This is a genomic window from Acinetobacter sp. NEB149 (assembly GCF_012516415.1).
Classification (GTDB): Bacteria; Pseudomonadota; Gammaproteobacteria; order Pseudomonadales; family Moraxellaceae; genus Acinetobacter; species Acinetobacter lwoffii_V.
Genome location: NZ_CP051208.1, coordinates 3,034,587 through 3,050,578, shown reverse-complemented (window position 1 = coordinate 3,050,578; position 15,992 = coordinate 3,034,587). Strand labels below are relative to the sequence as shown.

Annotated in this window: 13 protein-coding genes and 4 pseudogenes; 9 read left to right on the top strand and 8 right to left on the bottom strand. The window is 44.0% G+C overall.

Annotated features, from left to right (window positions below; all coding sequences use genetic code 11):
• Positions 1-34 precede the first annotated feature (34 nt).
• Positions 35-685, top strand: coding sequence for a glutathione S-transferase family protein (locus HGD77_RS14760; protein WP_168730931.1), 651 nt, complete (start codon positions 35-37; stop codon positions 683-685).
• An 81-nt stretch (positions 686-766) separates the two neighbouring features.
• On the opposite strand, the gene tnpC is transcribed toward HGD77_RS14760, so the two are convergent.
• The 6 genes from tnpC to HGD77_RS14730 all read right to left on the bottom strand — a co-directional run bounded on the left by tnpC (position 767) and on the right by HGD77_RS14730 (position 6,315).
• Complete coding sequence (gene tnpC, locus HGD77_RS14755; protein ID WP_168730930.1) at positions 767-2,413, bottom strand: IS66 family transposase; 1,647 nt, start codon at positions 2,411-2,413, stop codon at positions 767-769.
• Positions 2,414-2,487: 74 nt separating this feature from the next.
• Entirely contained in the window at positions 2,488-2,823 is a 336-nt protein-coding gene (gene tnpB, locus HGD77_RS14750; RefSeq protein ID WP_159373125.1) for an IS66 family insertion sequence element accessory protein TnpB, read from the bottom strand.
• Positions 2,820-3,203 (bottom strand): IS66-like element accessory protein TnpA, encoded by a 384-nt coding sequence (tnpA, locus tag HGD77_RS14745; protein ID WP_004646130.1) that lies wholly within the window; start codon positions 3,201-3,203, stop codon positions 2,820-2,822. The genes tnpB and tnpA overlap by 4 nt, the downstream gene beginning before the upstream one ends.
• Before the next feature lie 90 nt (positions 3,204-3,293).
• A complete protein-coding gene (gene phoR, locus HGD77_RS14740) occupies positions 3,294-4,652 on the bottom strand; it encodes a phosphate regulon sensor histidine kinase PhoR (RefSeq protein WP_005264642.1) in 1,359 nt (452 codons plus the stop codon).
• Positions 4,653-4,677: 25 nt separating this feature from the next.
• Positions 4,678-5,388: a phosphate regulon transcriptional regulator PhoB gene (phoB, locus tag HGD77_RS14735; RefSeq protein ID WP_004280972.1), complete on the bottom strand. Its 711-nt coding sequence runs from the start codon at positions 5,386-5,388 to the stop codon at positions 4,678-4,680.
• Positions 5,389-5,637: 249 nt separating this feature from the next.
• Positions 5,638-6,315: a TetR/AcrR family transcriptional regulator gene (locus HGD77_RS14730; protein WP_168730929.1), complete on the bottom strand. Its 678-nt coding sequence runs from the start codon at positions 6,313-6,315 to the stop codon at positions 5,638-5,640.
• Between the two features lie 223 nt (positions 6,316-6,538).
• On the opposite strand from HGD77_RS14730, the gene HGD77_RS14725 reads away from it, so the two are divergent.
• Complete coding sequence (locus HGD77_RS14725; RefSeq protein ID WP_168730928.1) at positions 6,539-7,390, top strand: SDR family NAD(P)-dependent oxidoreductase; 852 nt, start codon at positions 6,539-6,541, stop codon at positions 7,388-7,390.
• Between the two features lie 117 nt (positions 7,391-7,507).
• Here the strand turns inward: HGD77_RS14725 and HGD77_RS14720 are convergent, their stop codons facing one another.
• A complete protein-coding gene (locus HGD77_RS14720; RefSeq protein ID WP_005105118.1) occupies positions 7,508-8,872 on the bottom strand; it encodes an MATE family efflux transporter in 1,365 nt (454 codons plus the stop codon).
• A 128-nt stretch (positions 8,873-9,000) separates the two neighbouring features.
• A pseudogene (locus tag HGD77_RS14715) lies at positions 9,001-10,154 on the bottom strand (methionine aminotransferase).
• Between the two features lie 246 nt (positions 10,155-10,400).
• Here HGD77_RS14715 and HGD77_RS14710 point away from each other — a divergent pair.
• From HGD77_RS14710 to HGD77_RS14680, 7 genes and pseudogenes are all read left to right on the top strand, one after another.
• Positions 10,401-13,262 carry a type VI secretion system Vgr family protein gene (locus HGD77_RS14710; protein ID WP_168730927.1) on the top strand — a complete coding sequence of 954 codons (2,862 nt, stop codon included), beginning with the start codon at positions 10,401-10,403 and terminating at the stop codon, positions 13,260-13,262.
• Positions 13,262-13,474 (top strand): annotated as a pseudogene (locus HGD77_RS14705) (hypothetical protein); the annotation flags it as partial. The gene HGD77_RS14710 and the pseudogene HGD77_RS14705, both read left to right, overlap by 1 nt.
• 56 nt (positions 13,475-13,530) lie before the next feature.
• Positions 13,531-13,797, top strand: a pseudogene (locus HGD77_RS14700) (helix-turn-helix domain-containing protein); the annotation flags it as partial.
• 54 nt (positions 13,798-13,851) lie between these two features.
• Complete coding sequence (locus tag HGD77_RS14695) at positions 13,852-14,784, top strand: IS5-like element IS17 family transposase (RefSeq protein ID WP_000743272.1); 933 nt, start codon at positions 13,852-13,854, stop codon at positions 14,782-14,784.
• A gap of 43 nt (positions 14,785-14,827) precedes the next feature.
• Positions 14,828-15,034 (top strand): annotated as a pseudogene (locus HGD77_RS14690) (helix-turn-helix domain-containing protein); the annotation flags it as partial.
• Positions 15,024-15,590 (top strand): IS630 family transposase, encoded by a 567-nt coding sequence (locus tag HGD77_RS14685; protein WP_109455560.1) that lies wholly within the window; start codon positions 15,024-15,026, stop codon positions 15,588-15,590. The pseudogene HGD77_RS14690 and the gene HGD77_RS14685, both read left to right, overlap by 11 nt.
• Positions 15,590-15,967, top strand: coding sequence for a hypothetical protein (locus tag HGD77_RS14680; protein WP_168730925.1), 378 nt, complete (start codon positions 15,590-15,592; stop codon positions 15,965-15,967). The genes HGD77_RS14685 and HGD77_RS14680 overlap by 1 nt, the downstream gene beginning before the upstream one ends.
• The last annotated feature ends 25 nt before the right edge of the window (positions 15,968-15,992 follow it).

Genomic DNA, 15,992 nt, shown 5'->3' with positions numbered 1-15,992 from the left:
CAAAAAGTAAGAACAATAAAATCATGAGTCTAATATGCGTGTTTTACATCATCTTGAACAATCACGATCATTTCGTATTCTGTGGGCTATGGAAGAATTAGGACTGGATTACGAGGTTAAATACTATAAACGTCAGCCCAACCTTTCTGCGCCACCGGCCTTAAAACAGATTCATCCGCTGGGCAAAGCTCCGATTCTGGTCGATCAGTCGCAGGTACTGGCAGAATCTGCGGCGATCCTGGAATATTTGCAGGAAACTTATGATGAAATGCAGCAGTTTCGCCCAGAAGATATTGCTGACAAGGCCCAGTACCGTTACTGGATGCACTATGCGGAAGGCTCGTTAATGCCGCTGCTGGTGATGCAACTAGTGATGACCACTGTACCAAAACATACCCCGTTGCTGATTCAACCTGTGGCCAAGAAAATCTGTGATGGGGTGAAAAAGCAATTTGTACAGAGCCGTTTAAAAGATCATATCCAGTTTCTGGAAAGCTATTTGAGTGAGCATGATTATTTTGCCGGGCATTTCAGTTTTGCCGATATTCAGATGAGTTTTCCTTTGGAGGCCATGCAGAGCCGGACGGGTCAAAGCTATCCAGCGATTCAAGCCTATCTTAAACGGGTGTCGCAACGTGCTGCCTATGCGCGTGCACTGTCCAAAGAAAAACAGATCAGCTCTTAAACGCTTAAAAGAAAAGGTGCCGATGGCACCTTTTTTGATGGTTATATTACGTAAGCGTCCGCTGAATCCCATGCCTATTTTTTAATTTTGGTCGGATTTCCAGCGGTGTGGCAGTAATTCTTCTATTTGGGTCACTTTATGTGTCGGCAACCTTTTCAGCACATCACTGAGATAGGCATACGGATCCAACCCATTCAGCTTTGCTGACTGGATTAAAGTCATGATATTTGCCGCTCGCTGTCCACTGCGCAGCGAACCTGCAAACAACCAGTTCTTACGGCCCAATGCCCAGGGACGCATTGAGTTCTCTGCCCAGTTATTGTCAATGGGTAGATTGCCATCATCCAGATAGCGGCTTAAGGCTGGCCAACGCTTCAGACTGTAATTGATGGCCTTGGCGGTTGGAGAACTCGATGGCACCGTCAGATAATGTTGGTTGAGCCATTCATACAGTTGTTGCATCACCGGTTGGCTATGCTGTTGCCGGTATTCGCGGCGATGTTCTGCTGTACCATCGGTCTTTTTCCTGAGTTCTGCTTCTATGGCATACAGTTTCTGAATCAGCACTAATGCCTGTTCAGCGATCTGACTTTTCCCGGTCACATGCAGTTCATGGAATTTACGACGTGCATGTGCCATGCAGCCCACCTCAATGACCTGGCCTGATTTAAAGCGTGCTTTATAACCACTGTAATCATCACAGACCAGATGGCCCTGCCAGCCATTCAGGAACTCTTCAGCATGCTGACCTGAACGGCTATCCTGAAAGTCATAGATCACCGCTTGAACTGGATTGTACTGTGTAGTGGCATAGGCCCAGACATAACCTTTCTTCGGTTTTTTCTCATTCTCACCCATACGCATGATGGTGACCGGCGTTTCATCGGCATGGATCACCCGCTGTTGCAACACCACCTGTTTTAAGGCATTAGCCAGAGGTTCCAGTTCCACACCGCAGCGACCAATCCAGTCAGATAAAGTGGATCTGGACAGATCAATGCCAGCCCGCTGATAGATCAGGCGCTGACGGTACAGCGGCAAATGATCGGCATACTTCGATACCAGCACATGGCTGAGCAATTCAGGTGAAGCAATGCCTTTATCAATCACATAGGCGGGCATCGCTTGCTGAGTCAGAGTGTCGCACTGATCACAGACCCATTTGCCACGGACATGCTGTTCCTTGTAGAACTGTGCCGGTCTGAAATGCAGTTTTTCACTGATATCTTCGCCGATACGACGTAACTGGCAGCCACAAGCGCATTGGGTTGATGCAGGTTCATGCTCAATACGGATGGTGTGTAGATGATCGGGCAGCAGTCGACGTTTAGGTTTATTTGCTTTGGCTTTGTGTGTCGCTGCATCGGTTTTATCTGCATTCAGCCGTTCCAGTTCCAGATCAACGGCTGCAATATCTTCTTCGACCGCTTCATCCCAGAGATGGATTTGTTTTGCGGTGAGATGTTCGTTTTTACTGCCGAATTTGTGCTTTTTAAACAGCGCAAGTTCATGCTCGTATTTTTGATTGAGAATGGAAAGATGTTGAACTTGAGCATCTAATTGCTGATTGGATACTTCAAGATGCTGAACTTTGGTATCTAATTGTTGGTTTGATTTTTCTAATTCTTGATTTGATTGTGCCAGAGACTGATGCTGCATTGCCAACTGTCTGGTAAATTCCAGCAGTTGTTCATGGGTCAGTTGGCTTAAATCAGGCAGCGTATTCATGACCGCAGTATGCCTGAGGTCATGAGAAGAATGAAATAGAACGTTTGGAGAATAGCAGAATGGACCAAGCTAGTTTAGAGCATTGTGACCACTTGCTGTCGTCCAATGCGCTGCCAAGGCAAACCCTGGATCAGTGCCTGTAACTGTTCCGGGCTGAGGGCTACGCTTTCACCCTGGTGAACTTTAGCCCAGTGAAATTTGCCCTGTTCCAGCCGCCGGGCACACAGCCAGATCCCCAGTCCATCATGCACCAGTACTTTCATGCGATGGCCACGTTTATTACAGAACAGGTAAGCACAATGCGGTTTGATGTAGCCAAAGGCTCTCACCACCTGAGCCATGATAGTATCCATCCCTGCTCGCATATCCAGAGGTTGGGTAGAAAGCCAGATTTCATCGATACGGATCATGTTGCCAGTGCCTTGAGTAATTCTGCTAAAGCAGATATTTCTGATACTTGCCATTTCAAGCCAATTTCTGCTTTTGAGTGGGGTAAAGTAATTTGAACCTTTAACATGTCAGTAGGAGTAGGATCTAATGGTGCAGAGCAAGATAAGGCAATAAATGCAGGTTTATTCGGTAGTGGTGAGCGATCATTCCCTGGCTTAGCATCAATTAAGCGAATCCATTTGGATACAAGATTTGTATTCAATCCATGTTGCAAAGCGACTGAAGCAATTGAAACGTCCGGTGCTTTACAAGCCTGAACGATCTGCTGTTTAAATTCAGCACTGTATGTTCTTCGTTTTTTCGCAAGAGATGCGATGGATGTCTGGTGATTTGTAGTCATAAATTTTAGTCCCCACTTGTTTTTAAGTGGGGACTAAATTAAGGCTTATAGGATGAATTCAGAAGGTGTGTTCAGCGGACGCTTACTATATTACTCTGGAAAGCTGAGACGTTCTTTGGGGAAAACCACCTTAAAGGTAGAACCTTGATTTTCCTTGGACTCAATTTCCAGATGTGCCTGATGTTGCATCAGCACATGTTTAACAATTGCTAATCCCAAACCGGTACCACCAGTCCGGCGGCTACGGTCTGAATCGATTCGGTAAAAACGCTCGGTCAGTCGTGGCAGATGTTTGGGATCAATGCCGATGCCGTTATCTTGCACCACAAAATAGGCCGATTCACCATCATCATGCCAGCCGATGGTGATGGTGCCGCCTTTGGGTGTGTACTTGATGGCATTGGTGATCAGATTACTAAAAGCGCTGGCCAGTTCCATATCTGAACCGATCAGATCGCAATGACTGTCAATGTCCAGATTCAGGGTATGACCATAGTCAATATTATAGGCCTGGGCATCATCGAACAACTGGTTCATCAGACTCGGCATTTCAATGATCTGGTTTTTGGCAATATTTTTATCATTTTCCAGACGTGACAGCAGCAACAGGTCGTTGACCAGTGCATTCATGCGTCGGGTTTGCGACTGCATCTGATCAAAAGCGCGTTTCCAGCGTGGATTGATATCTTCCTGATCGGTAAAGGTTTCAATATAGCCACTGAGCACGGTCAACGGGGTGCGCAGTTCATGGGAAATATTGTCGACAAAATCCTTTCGCATCTGTTCCAGATTGTGCATCCGGGTCACATCATAAGCGACCAGTACCCGGCTTTCTCCGCCAAAACGGGTCATTTTGACCTGCACATAATGGTCTTCAAACAGCGAAGAACGCATTTTCAGGCCGTCGGGAGATTCATCAATATGGTGATAGTATTCGATAAAGCTCGGTTGGCGTAACAAGGTCAGAATATTACGGCGACGGTCATCACTCGAGATTCCGAGCAAACGTTCGGCCGCCGGATTCCACCATTCAATCTGCTGGTTTTCATCAAGCAGCACCACAGCTTCTTGTAAGGCCACCAGTGAAGACTGTGCACGGTCGATCAGTTCGACCATTTCCGCCTGAACAATCCGTTCCTGACGTTGGGCGCGATAAACATTGAAAAGTAGTGCACCCCATATCCCGCCAATATTCGGTGGAACATCATAAGGGCGATTGGAAATCCATTCATTGACCAGATATAAGGAACGCATTTGGGTCGCAAAGAACGCCACGAAGGCAATTACAATACAAATCCAGAAATACCCAATCCCAAAACCGATAAAGCTGGCGATAATCAGGAAAAAAGCCAGTAAGCGTAAATCCTGCTTCGCAAAATCCCATAAACTGCTGTAACGGATTCTTTTGTGTTCGCGTGCCAGTTCGGGGACAGGGTAGGGTTCATACATAAAACAAGATTTACCTTAAAAGATATTAACCTAAAGCGACATCTGAACGGGTCGAAAAGCGATAGCCCGTTCCGCGAACGGTCTGTACAAAACGGTCTACACCATAAGGTTCCAGCACTTTACGCAAACGGCGGATATGCACATCGATAGTCCGGTCTTCAATATAGACGTTACCGCCCCACACCTGATCCAGCAATTGCGCACGGGTATAGGCACGTTCCGGATGGGTCATGAAGAAGGCCAGTAAACGGTATTCAGTCGGCCCCATTTCCAGAATGTTGTTGCCAAAATTCACCCGCTGGCTGACCGGATCCAGAATCAGGCCATTGGCATCAATGGTTTTTTCGCCGCTCAGGGCATTGGCACGGCGCAGTACCGCCTTAATCCGGGAGACCAGTTCTCGGGTCGAGAATGGCTTGGTCATGTAGTCATCGGCACCGGCATCCAGACCTTGTACTTTATGGTCTTCTTCACCGCGCGCTGTGAGCATGATCACCGGAATTTCTGACAGGCTTTCATCACGTTTCAGACGACGACACAGGTCCACACCGCTGACACCACCCGGCATCATCCAGTCCAGCAAAATCAGTGCCGGACGCTGATCCACAATCATCTGATGCGCCTGCTTGGCATCTTCTGCCTGTAAGCACTGAAAACCGGCCATATCCAGAGAGGTATGGATCATTTCCCGAATCGGGAGCTCGTCATCGACGATTAATATGTAGTCATCTTTCACAACGCAATACCCTATTTCATGTAAACGGTGAACCGTTTTATATTTATGACAGGCTTATTACAAAGACTAATTATGACAGTATCATTGCAGAAAGGGAAAAACTGCTGAAATTCGAAAAGATTTGTGACAAATATAGCGCAGAAACTTGTTAAAAAATCATAAATTAATTTTACTCATTTCCGTAGTGCAGCATAAATTTGTAACTCACTGGTAAATGCAGGAAAGCCTATTAAGCACAGGATTTAACAGCTATTTTTTCTCTGAAAATGAATCGAGCAGTGCCAAAAAAACCACACTACAAGACGATAAAACTTCCTCAAGCGAATGTTTAAAACCGCTCATCACCCAACGAATAGCAATTTGGGTGACATAGCCATTTAAACCGGTCGACACCAGTGAAATTTCCTGCTCGCTGCGATTTAATTGCGGCATCATCAACATGACGAAGGCATGAATCATGCGGTCGAAACGTGACATGGTTTCATGGATGGTGGCCTGATTATGCAGTTCCTGCACCAGCATGGCATCGATATAAATGATCCGTGCCATGCGCGGATTATCACGCAGGGTAGTGAGCAGCGCATTCAGACCCGCTTTGATCATTTTTTTTGGATCGGTCGAGGCTTGCATCATGGCCTGCATCACATTCTGTTGCAGCTCATCAATCAGTTTTAAAAAGATGGTCTGAAACAGATGCTCACTTTTCTTGAAAGATTCATAAAAATAACGTTCAGTCAGTTTGGCTTCATTGCAGATATCTTTGACGGTAACTGAAAAAAAGCCGTGACGGCCATAGGCTTCAATCCCCGCTTCGATCAGCTTTTCACGACGTGCCTGCTGCCTTTCAGCCATCGACAGGCCTTTAAACTGACGTTCCTTGCTCTTGGAGGGGCGTGATTTTGCTGCTGAGTCGGTTGAATCAGTCATAAGGCCTATGTGCTCATCTGCATGAAGATTTTGAATATCTTAGCAATAAATCACGCTTAGACCTATATGGAAATGCTGCCCTGAAATTTGGCCTTTAAAGATAGGGGATAATTATTGACAATCCATATTGTCAAAACTATATTGAGGATCTGTGCTAACTCCTGAAACAACAGAACAAGATCCTGCTGTCATGGAATGGCAGTTCTTTACATAAGGAAATTGAATGAAAAATTTTAACAATAAAGTCGCTGCGATTACCGGTGCCGGTTCAGGTATTGGCCAGCAACTGGCAGTATTACTGGCTCAGCAGGGTTGTCATTTGGCCCTCAGTGATATCAATGAACAGAGTTTGGCACAAACGCTCGAATTGCTTAAAGAGAGTGATGATGTCCGTGTCACCATTCAGAAAGTAAATGTGGCTGAACTGGAACAGGTGCGTAACTGGGCGGCACAGGTCGAACAGGATCATGGCAGTATCAATATGATCTTTAACAATGCAGGCGTTGCGCTGGGTTCAACTGTTGAAGGCGCATCTTATGAAGAACTGGAATGGATTGTTGGAATCAATTTTTGGGGCGTGGTCTATGGAACCAAAGAATTCTTGCCTTTGATCAAGAAGACTGGCGATGGTCATATCATCAATATTTCCAGCCTGTTTGGTTTAACGGCCCAGCCAACTCAGTCTGCTTATAATGCGACCAAGTTTGCAGTGCGTGGTTTTACTGAATCCCTGCGTCAGGAACTGGATATGGAAAACTGTGGGGTGAGTGCACTGTGTGTGCATCCGGGCGGCATCCGTACCAATATTGCCAATGCGGCAAAAATGAATAACAGCCTACTCGCTTTAGGTATGAATCCGGAAAAATCAACCCGTAATTTTAATAAATTATTGCGTTGTCCACCTGTAGAAGCCGCTCGTCAAATTCTGGAGGCGGTACAAAAAGACAAACGCCGTCTGCTGATCGGTAATGATGCCAAAGCAATTGACCTGATTCAGCGGATCTTGCCAACCGGTTATCAGCATGTCACTGCACTGGCAACCCAGTTTGGCAAAAAGAAGAAAAAACGTGCTTAAAAAATTGCAAAAAAGACCCGCGAAAGCGGGTTTTTTTATCGCTGTGATAGGGGCTAATTTTTTGCAAATGAGAGTATTAACTCCTGTAATGCTTTAGGCACGTAAAAAAACCTGCATCTAAATCAACGCTTCAACCGTTTTTTTCTTCCAGACCAACTGGTAATACAGTCCCTGCAAAATACACAGGCTGACAAAGGCCAACGCGTAGGCATACCAGATACCTTCCAGACCCCACCACCGGCTAAACAGATAAGCGGCGGGAACTTCAATACAGAGAATGGCAAAAATGTTGATTAACATTGGCACGGTCACCGTACCACTCGAGCGCATGATTGAAGCAAAAATGGCACTGGCGCCAAAAAACAGTATTGACCACAGCACAATAAACAGCAGTTGTTGTCCTAGTACTACAACCTTAGGATCGGTAATAAATAGCGCCATCAGATATTTGGAGAACAGATAGGCCAGAATCACCAGACCGCCGGTAAACAGGATATTCATACTCAGCGCAGTCCGGGTAACTTTATTGAGCAGATCTGATTTACCTGCACCAATCGCTTGAGCACCAAATACAGACGCGGCAATCGCAATCGACAAAGCGGGAAATTGAATATAATTTAAGACCTGATTGACCGCGCCATAGGCCGCTGTTGCTTCTGCACCATAGCGGTTGACCAGTCCGACAATCACCAGTCCGGCAACTGAAGTGGTGACCATTTGCACACCAGTAGGAACCCCCAGTTTCAAGATCATTCTACTTAACTGTGGTTGATGACGAATATTTTTTAATAAGGCCCAGTCGAGTTTGAGCGGATGCTGCCTATAATTCAAATACAGGATTAAAAACAACAGGACCGCCAGATTTCCCAGAATGGTGGCAATCGCCGGCGAGATTATACCCATTTTAGGAAAGCCAAAATAACCTGCAATCAGTACCGGTGTCACCACCAACCCGACCCCAATGGTAAGTGCGGAAGCAAACAGGGGGGTGGTACTATCCCCAACACCGCGCAAGATGGAAGTATAAATAATATAGATAAAGATTAAGGGGCTACCCGCCAGCATCCATTGCACATAGGGCAAGGATAAATGCATCACATCCGGATCTGTGCCAAGCGCCAAGAGAATATTCTCAGCAAAAATTACCCCAAAAAGTGCAATCAAGCTGCCGCCAATCAAGGTCATAAATAAAGTTGAACCGACCACACAGCGCACTTTTTCTATATTTTTCCCGCCCCAAGCCTGGCCAATCAATACGGTAGAGCCGGCCGATAAACCAATCACAAAGGCCATCAGACAAAACAGGATCGGGAAAAAAACCGCAACAGCAGCAATCGCATTCACTCCGAGCATTTGTCCCACAAAAACTGTATTGATCGTGCCGGAGAGACTTTGCAGGATATTGGTCGCAATTAATGGCAACAGAAAAACCAGAAAGGCTTTCCATAAATTCTGTTGATGAATCAGTGAGTGCTGTGCCATGCGACATCCTGTGATTGAATTATCATCTATTTATTGATGTAGCTATTATTCGGCAGAATATAAAAAAAAGCCTTAGCTTTTAAGTAACTAAGGCATTTATTTTATGAGAGTTTTAGTTAAAAGGTGAGTTAAACCTTTGAAAGAATTTGACCTGCCTGGATCAGAGTTTGTTCTTTTTTGCAAAGCAGAACCTGAGCAGACGTAAATCGGCAGGAGGGTGCTGGTAGAACGCGGAGACTGGAATCGCGACAATCCCATGTTGTTCTGCCAGAAAATGGCACATGGACAGATCATCGAGCTCAGGCCGAATCTCTGAATAATCTAAGTTCTGAAAATAAGTCCCTTGAGAAGGTGTCCATTTAAAGCGTGATGTTTTAATGGATGAGTTAAATAAATCCCGTTTGTTTTGGTAGAAAGAGGACAGTTCGCGTATATGCTCAGGATGCAGTTGCATATATTCCGCCAAGGCGACCTGAACGGGTGTCACACCGCAGAAGCTGGCAAACTGATAAATCTGTCTGAACATTTTCATCAGTGCCGGTGCAGCAATACAAAATCCGGTTTTCCAGCCAGTGACATGGAAGGTTTTACCAAAAGACCCAATCACGAAGCTACGCTCGCGAAGTTCTGGAAATGACCAGGCCGAATAGTGCTGAATGCCATCAAAAACCAGATGTTCATAGACTTCATCCGACAGCACCACAATATTGTGCTCGCGAATCAGCTCGATCAGTTGTTGCCAGTCTGCTTTGGACCAAACACTCCCACTCGGGTTATGCGGAGTATTCACGACAATCATGCGGGTACGGTCATTAATGGCATCTTTGACCTGATTCCAGTCCACAGAAAAATCAGGATGCTGCAAAGCAATATGCACTGGCTTTGCCCCGACCAGTTGTACCGCAGGTCCATAACTGTCGTAGCTGGGATCGAAAATAATGACTTCTTCCCCGGCACGTACCGTGGCTTGAATGGCACAAAAAATCGCAATTGTCGCCCCAGGGGTAATCGTGATTTCCTCGACAGGGTCAATAATCAGTTGATCACGTTGCTGATAGAGATCTGCCACCAGACTTCGCAAGACTGGCAGACCATCTCCTGGTGCGTACTGGTTAAATCCATTCTGGCTGGCCCGGTTTAAAGCTTCAATCAAGGCAGGAGGCGCTGCAAAGTCCGGAAATCCTTGAGAAAGATTCAAGGCCCCGAGTTTTTGTGCCAAGGCCGACATGGTACTAAAAATGGTCACGCCCAAATCAGGTAATTTAGAAGGGAGTTCCAGCATGTCCTTGGCCTTGAAGAATGAGATATGAATGAGTGTAGCAGCAAGTTCCGTATAGGATAATCAGAAAAATAGGGAATATTGGGCAATATTTTTAATTAAGATGTACCACATGCAATTTAAGATTTTTAATTGAAGGGTCATAAATTAAAGGCCTAATTATGTGAAATGCATCGTGAACTGGACGAAATGGATAACTTTTCCTAAAATCTGCCGCACAATAATAAAGCTTAAAATTATAACTATAAAATGCCAAAACCTATCCATATGCTGGTGGAGCAGCTCGGGCTTAAGCGACAGCATCGTGCGCTACATTTACAGTTTTCACATCCTCCTTTAAATCATCAGGTTTTGATTCAGCGTATTGAGGGTCAGCATCAGATCAATCAAGGCCTGCTGGCTGAACTGATCTGTCTTTCCACTCATGCTCATATTGCCTTGAAACAGTTTATCGGCTGTCGGGTGGCCATTGATCAGGTCACAGACCGGGGTGAACTTTTCCGGACTACGGGCATTATTACTGCAGCCAGTCAAGGGCAGAATGATGGAGCTTTGACCCTGTATAAATTGACGCTAAATGATCCGACTGCACTCTGGCAGAAGCGCCGTAACAGTCGGGTTTTTATGAATAAGACGGTGCGCGAGATCAGTGAAATCCTGTTCAGTGAATGGCAAAACAGAAGTGCATTATTCGCGGCCAGTCTCAGCCTGGATTTGACAGGACTCAGCCGGGACTATGATGTCCGACCTTTTGTAATGCAGTCGAATGAATCGGATTATGATTTTCTGACCCGTTTATGGCGTAGCGAAGGAATTAACTGGTTGATCGATGAAAAGCAATTAACTGTGCCTGTATCAGCCAGCGAGATTCAAGCTCAGTTTTTAAAACTGGTAGATCATTCCCAATATTTTTCAGCTTTAAAACGCCGCTCCATCCGGTTTCATTGCAGTCATGCCACCGAACAGCTCGACACGCTGAACAGTCTGATTGCGGTACGTCAGCTCAATCCGAATAGTACCAGGACCCAGCGCTGGCATGCCCAGCAACTTGCCCAGGATCAAAGCCAGCCTTTATTCAGTAATCATCAGCAAAGTGATATTCATGCAAATGCCACTCTTCAGCTTGAAGATGCGTGGAACATCAGTCCGGCCTGGACCGGCGACTTAAATCATGAGGATCAGGTGACAGTATCTGGTATAGCGCAACTGGATCGACTCAATCAGCAGCTCAGTGACTATCATGCTTTGCAGTCCAAATATTTTAAAACCAGTAGCAGCGTACGAGATGCTCAGGTCGGATACTGGTTTGAACTGCAGCAGCATCCTGAAATTGATCAGCATCCTGCCCATCAACGTGAATTTCTGATTTTAGCTAAGCGGTTTTATAACCAGAACAATTTACCCAAAGATATTTTATCGCAGCTGGACAGTTTGCTTGAGAAGAGCGGCTGGCAGATGGCACAGGAGGAACGACAAGCCAATGAGCTACAGATCGTGCGCCGTGAAATCCCGGTTGTTCCTGAGTATCAGCCCTTTATTCATCGGCCTGCTGCATATCCGCAACGGGCTCGAGTGGTCGGACCGGAGGGTGAAAGTATTTATGTCGATGCATGGGGACGAGTGAAAGTTCGTTTTCTATTTACCCGGAGTGAGGATCATCAGCATGATGGCGGTGCAGGCAGCAATGACAATGATAGTGATTCTGCCTGGGTGGATGTTTTGACCCCTTGGGCGGGTGAGGGCTATGGCATCAGGTTGCATCCGCGAATTGGCGAAATTGTAGTGATTGACTTCTTTGAAGGTGATATCGACCGGCCCTTTGTGGTGGGACGAATTCATGAAGCAGAACGGCATCCGACCATGTTTGATGCGAAAGGAGAGCTTCCTGCGACCAAAAAACTCAGTGGCATCCGTTCTCAGGAGGTCGATGGCGAAGGTTTTAACCAGCTTCGTTTTGATGATACCCCTGAACAGATTAGTGTGCAGCTGCAAAGTAGTCATGCAGTCAGCCAGCTCAATCTGGGAAATCTAAGTCACCCCAAAGAAAGTGAAAGCAGCGAAGGTCGAGGAGAAGGGTTTGAACTAAGGACGGACCAGTGGGGTGCCATACGTGCAGGAAAAGGCTTATTAATTTCCACTTATCGGCAAGATTCAGCCGCAGGCAATCACTTGGAGGCTGACTCAGTCAAAGAACAGCTTGAATCGAATCTCAATCATAGTAAAGCCTTGAGTGATATTGCAGAAAAACAGCAGGCTGATCCATTGGAATTTTTTGATAGTTTAAAACAGTTTCTGAGTCAGATTGAAGCTGAAGATCAAGCCAAGGCTGCCGCATTTAAACAGGCCGTGATGTTATTAACTGCACCCCAAACGATTGCACTGAGCACAAATGAAAATATTCATTTATCCGCTGATCAGCAAATCAATCAGAGTGCCGGGAATAATATTCATTTATCCACACAGAAATCTTTAGTTGCTCATGCACAGGACAAGATCAGTTTATTTGCTGCTCAAGAGGGTGCAAGTCTCTATGCTGCTAAAGGCAAAATTGAAATACAAGCCCAAGATGATGCGATTGAAGCGATTGCCCGCAAGGTAATCAAGCTTATTTCGACTGAAGACAAGATCGAAATCACCAGTCCGAAAGAGATTGTACTGACCGCTGGAGGGTCTCAAATTAAGATCAATGGTGGTGGGGTGGTGGTCACAACTGGTGGGAAATTTGAGTGTAAGGCCGGGCAGCATCTGTTTACGAAAGGTCAAAATATTATTGAACAAAAAATAAATCTTCCAAAAATGAAAACATTATTCAGTAATAAAATTAACTATCAGTGGACTAACCAGTCTGCAGGAGAAAAAGAAATTTTTATTCTAAATAAGTTGGATGGGAACTTAATTAAAACTAAGAAGTCTGTATTAAATGAAAATAATCAATTAAGTACTTTAAGATTCTATACCTCTCAACCCACAGATTTCGTGGCTTTAGGATTTAATTCTTTACAAACTCATCTCATTCAAGACTTAGATAATGAAAGTATTGATGAACTATTGAATGAGATAGAAGAAAGGGATTTAGAGGATGATGTATATACTGAAGAGGATGTGGAATGATGAGCAATTTAGTTACCATAACATCAAAAATTTATGATGCTTCAGGAAAATATGTCATTAATTTAAAAGTTAAATCACGCTATAAAGGTTCATCGAGAGAAAACACAAATAAAACAGATAAAGATGGTTTATTTATATTTCAGGGTTCACCAAATCGAACTGTGGAAATTTTAGCTAAGCCACCCAATACGGAAAATTATATCGTTATTAAGTTGACAAAAATAACTAATGATGCGAAAAGGTTTTTTTAGTTAACAGATGTTCACACATGCCTAGAATTGTTTCTGTACCACTTAGTTTAGAACAGCGAGAACGACTCATTTTTCTGGTCAAGCATGCAAAACATTGGCGTGAAAGGCAACGTGCCCAAACTATTCTCTGGCTTTCCGAAGGTAAAAGTGTTGCGGAAGTTGCCACTCTACAAGAACGTATCCCAGAAACCATAAGGCTACAACGCCGACGTTGGGAATTGTATGAGTTTGAATCGATTAAAGAAGGTCATCGCTCAGGTCGACCCAATACATTGATCTCAGACGGCTTTGTTGCACAAACCTATCTGTAAAGGCTTTTTCAGCGATATAATTTTCAAATGAAGAAGCCTACACACAAAATCTACCGCACAACCAATTGGCCCGCATATAACCGAGCACTCATGAGTCGCGGAAATATTGCCATTTGGTTTGATCCTGCTACGCAATGGTATGCTCCATCAAAAGGCAAACAAGGGCGAAATCAAACCTACTCCGACGCAGCTATCCAATGCTGCTTAATGATTAAATCCTTATTCCGTCTATCTTTACGTATGGTCACTGGCTTTGTGCAAAGTCTGATTAAACTTTGCGGATTAAATTGGACCGCACCAGATTACAGTACGCTTTGTAGAAGACAAAAGCATATTGATATTGCAATCAGCTACCAAAAAAGTAGCGATGGGCTGCATCTACTCGTAGACTCTACAGGCATGAAGTTTCTAGGTGAGGGCGAATGGAAACGCAAGAAACATGGAGCTGAATATCGTCGCCAATGGCGTAAACTACATATTGGTATAGATGCCAAAACCCTACAAATACGCGCTATTCAGCTCACAACCAATAATGTCAGTGATTCACAGGTGCTTGGTGATTTACTTAATCAGATTCCACAAGATGAGCAGATTGACTCTGTTTATACCGATGGAGCTTATGACACCAAGCAATGCCGTCAGGTCATTGCAGATCGGCAAGCACATGCGGTGATTCCACCTAGAAAAAATGCGAAACCATGGAAAGATACAAAGAGTAGCTCGCTAGAGCGAAATGAATTACTTCGAACAGTTAAACGTTTAGGCAGGACATTATGGAAAAAATGGTCAGGCTATCATCGCCGCAGTTTGGTGGAAACCAAGATGCATTGCATCAAATTATTAGGCGATAAATTAATGGCAAGAAGCTTTCCTAGTCAGGTGAATGAAATTCATGCACGTGTAGCAGTCCTCAACAGATTTACGGAATTAGGTCGACCACTTACCCAAGTTACGCCTTAAATTTGGCTCAATTAGGGGCGCTTTGTATTTCAAATCTTTGTGCAACAAAGCCATCTCAGACTATCAGGCGAAAATCCTAGATTGGGTCAATACAAGTCCACTCAATGCAGAACAAATCCGAGTCAAACTACATGAAGAATACGAAGTGTCCGTGTCTGTTGAAACCATTCGTAAGTTTTTACGTGATTCAGGTATGGTCTTCAAGCGTACCCGTCATAGCTTGAAAAAAAAGAGATCCGATTGCATTTGAACAAGCAACACAGCAGATTGAAGAATTACGAGAGCAAGCGGCACGTGGTGAAATTATATTAGGTTATGTTGATGAAACAGGATTTTCATCTACACCTGATAACCGCTATGCGTGGACAAAGATAGGTGATGTTCATGCGGTTGATGCAATAAGATTAAAACGAGTTAATGTCATGGGGTGTTTGCTTTCAACGGGGAAACTGGTGACAAGCTGTTTACAAGAGTCAGTGACAAGTACTTGGTTTTATGCCTATTTAACTGGAATAGCTCAACGAGTAAAACAGACATATAACCTTCCATTGGTTCTTATTGTTGATAATGCCTCGATTCATAGAAGTAAAAAGATGGCTGATTACAGAGAGCTACTTAAAACTAACTTTTCGACGAATCTGTATTTTATTCCAGCTTATAGCCCTGAGTTAAATCGAATCGAGATGGTATGGAAGCAGATGAAATATTATTGGCGAGATTTTCAAGTCATGACAGCTGACAAAATAGAGCAATGGGTGGAGAAAGTATCAAACCAATTCGGAAAAGAATACATGTTTACTTTTTAATGGATACTTATCAAAAATATACTTTAAGTGTTTTTGAAAAAAATGATATAACTTTTTTATCTAAAAATTGTGTAATTGATCCTCAGACACAATATGTTAAAAATTTTTTTGAACTCCAAAAGGAAAAAATATTTATTAACAAGTTATATGGGAGAATTGGAAATGGTTCTGGTGTTGAATTAAAAGCTGTAAGTATTTATAGGAAGTCTAAAGAACCAATCTTGATTACCTTGTATACTGAAAACTACTGTTGTTATCCTCAACCTTCTGGAATTTTATATACTGTTGAATTGCACAAAATAACTAAGAAAGATAAAAAGATTGTTTTAAAGTCAATAGACTTCCGTCATAAATCAAAAAACGTACAATTTATTTGATCTTAAATTAATCAGCAAAATTATT

Coding starts and splice junctions, on each gene's coding strand:
- HGD77_RS14760 (WP_168730931.1), top strand. CDS start 35: ATGCGTGTTTTACATCATCTTGAACAATCACGATCATTTCGTATTCTG.
- tnpC (WP_168730930.1), bottom strand. CDS start 2,413: ATGAATACGCTGCCTGATTTAAGCCAACTGACCCATGAACAACTGCTG.
- tnpB (WP_159373125.1), bottom strand. CDS start 2,823: ATGATCCGTATCGATGAAATCTGGCTTTCTACCCAACCTCTGGATATG.
- tnpA (WP_004646130.1), bottom strand. CDS start 3,203: ATGACTACAAATCACCAGACATCCATCGCATCTCTTGCGAAAAAACGA.
- phoR (WP_005264642.1), bottom strand. CDS start 4,652: ATGTATGAACCCTACCCTGTCCCCGAACTGGCACGCGAACACAAAAGA.
- HGD77_RS14730 (WP_168730929.1), bottom strand. CDS start 6,315: ATGACTGATTCAACCGACTCAGCAGCAAAATCACGCCCCTCCAAGAGC.
- HGD77_RS14725 (WP_168730928.1), top strand. CDS start 6,539: ATGAAAAATTTTAACAATAAAGTCGCTGCGATTACCGGTGCCGGTTCA.
- HGD77_RS14720 (WP_005105118.1), bottom strand. CDS start 8,872: ATGGCACAGCACTCACTGATTCATCAACAGAATTTATGGAAAGCCTTT.
- HGD77_RS14710 (WP_168730927.1), top strand. CDS start 10,401: ATGCCAAAACCTATCCATATGCTGGTGGAGCAGCTCGGGCTTAAGCGA.
- HGD77_RS14695 (WP_000743272.1), top strand. CDS start 13,852: ATGAAGAAGCCTACACACAAAATCTACCGCACAACCAATTGGCCCGCA.
- HGD77_RS14680 (WP_168730925.1), top strand. CDS start 15,590: ATGGATACTTATCAAAAATATACTTTAAGTGTTTTTGAAAAAAATGAT.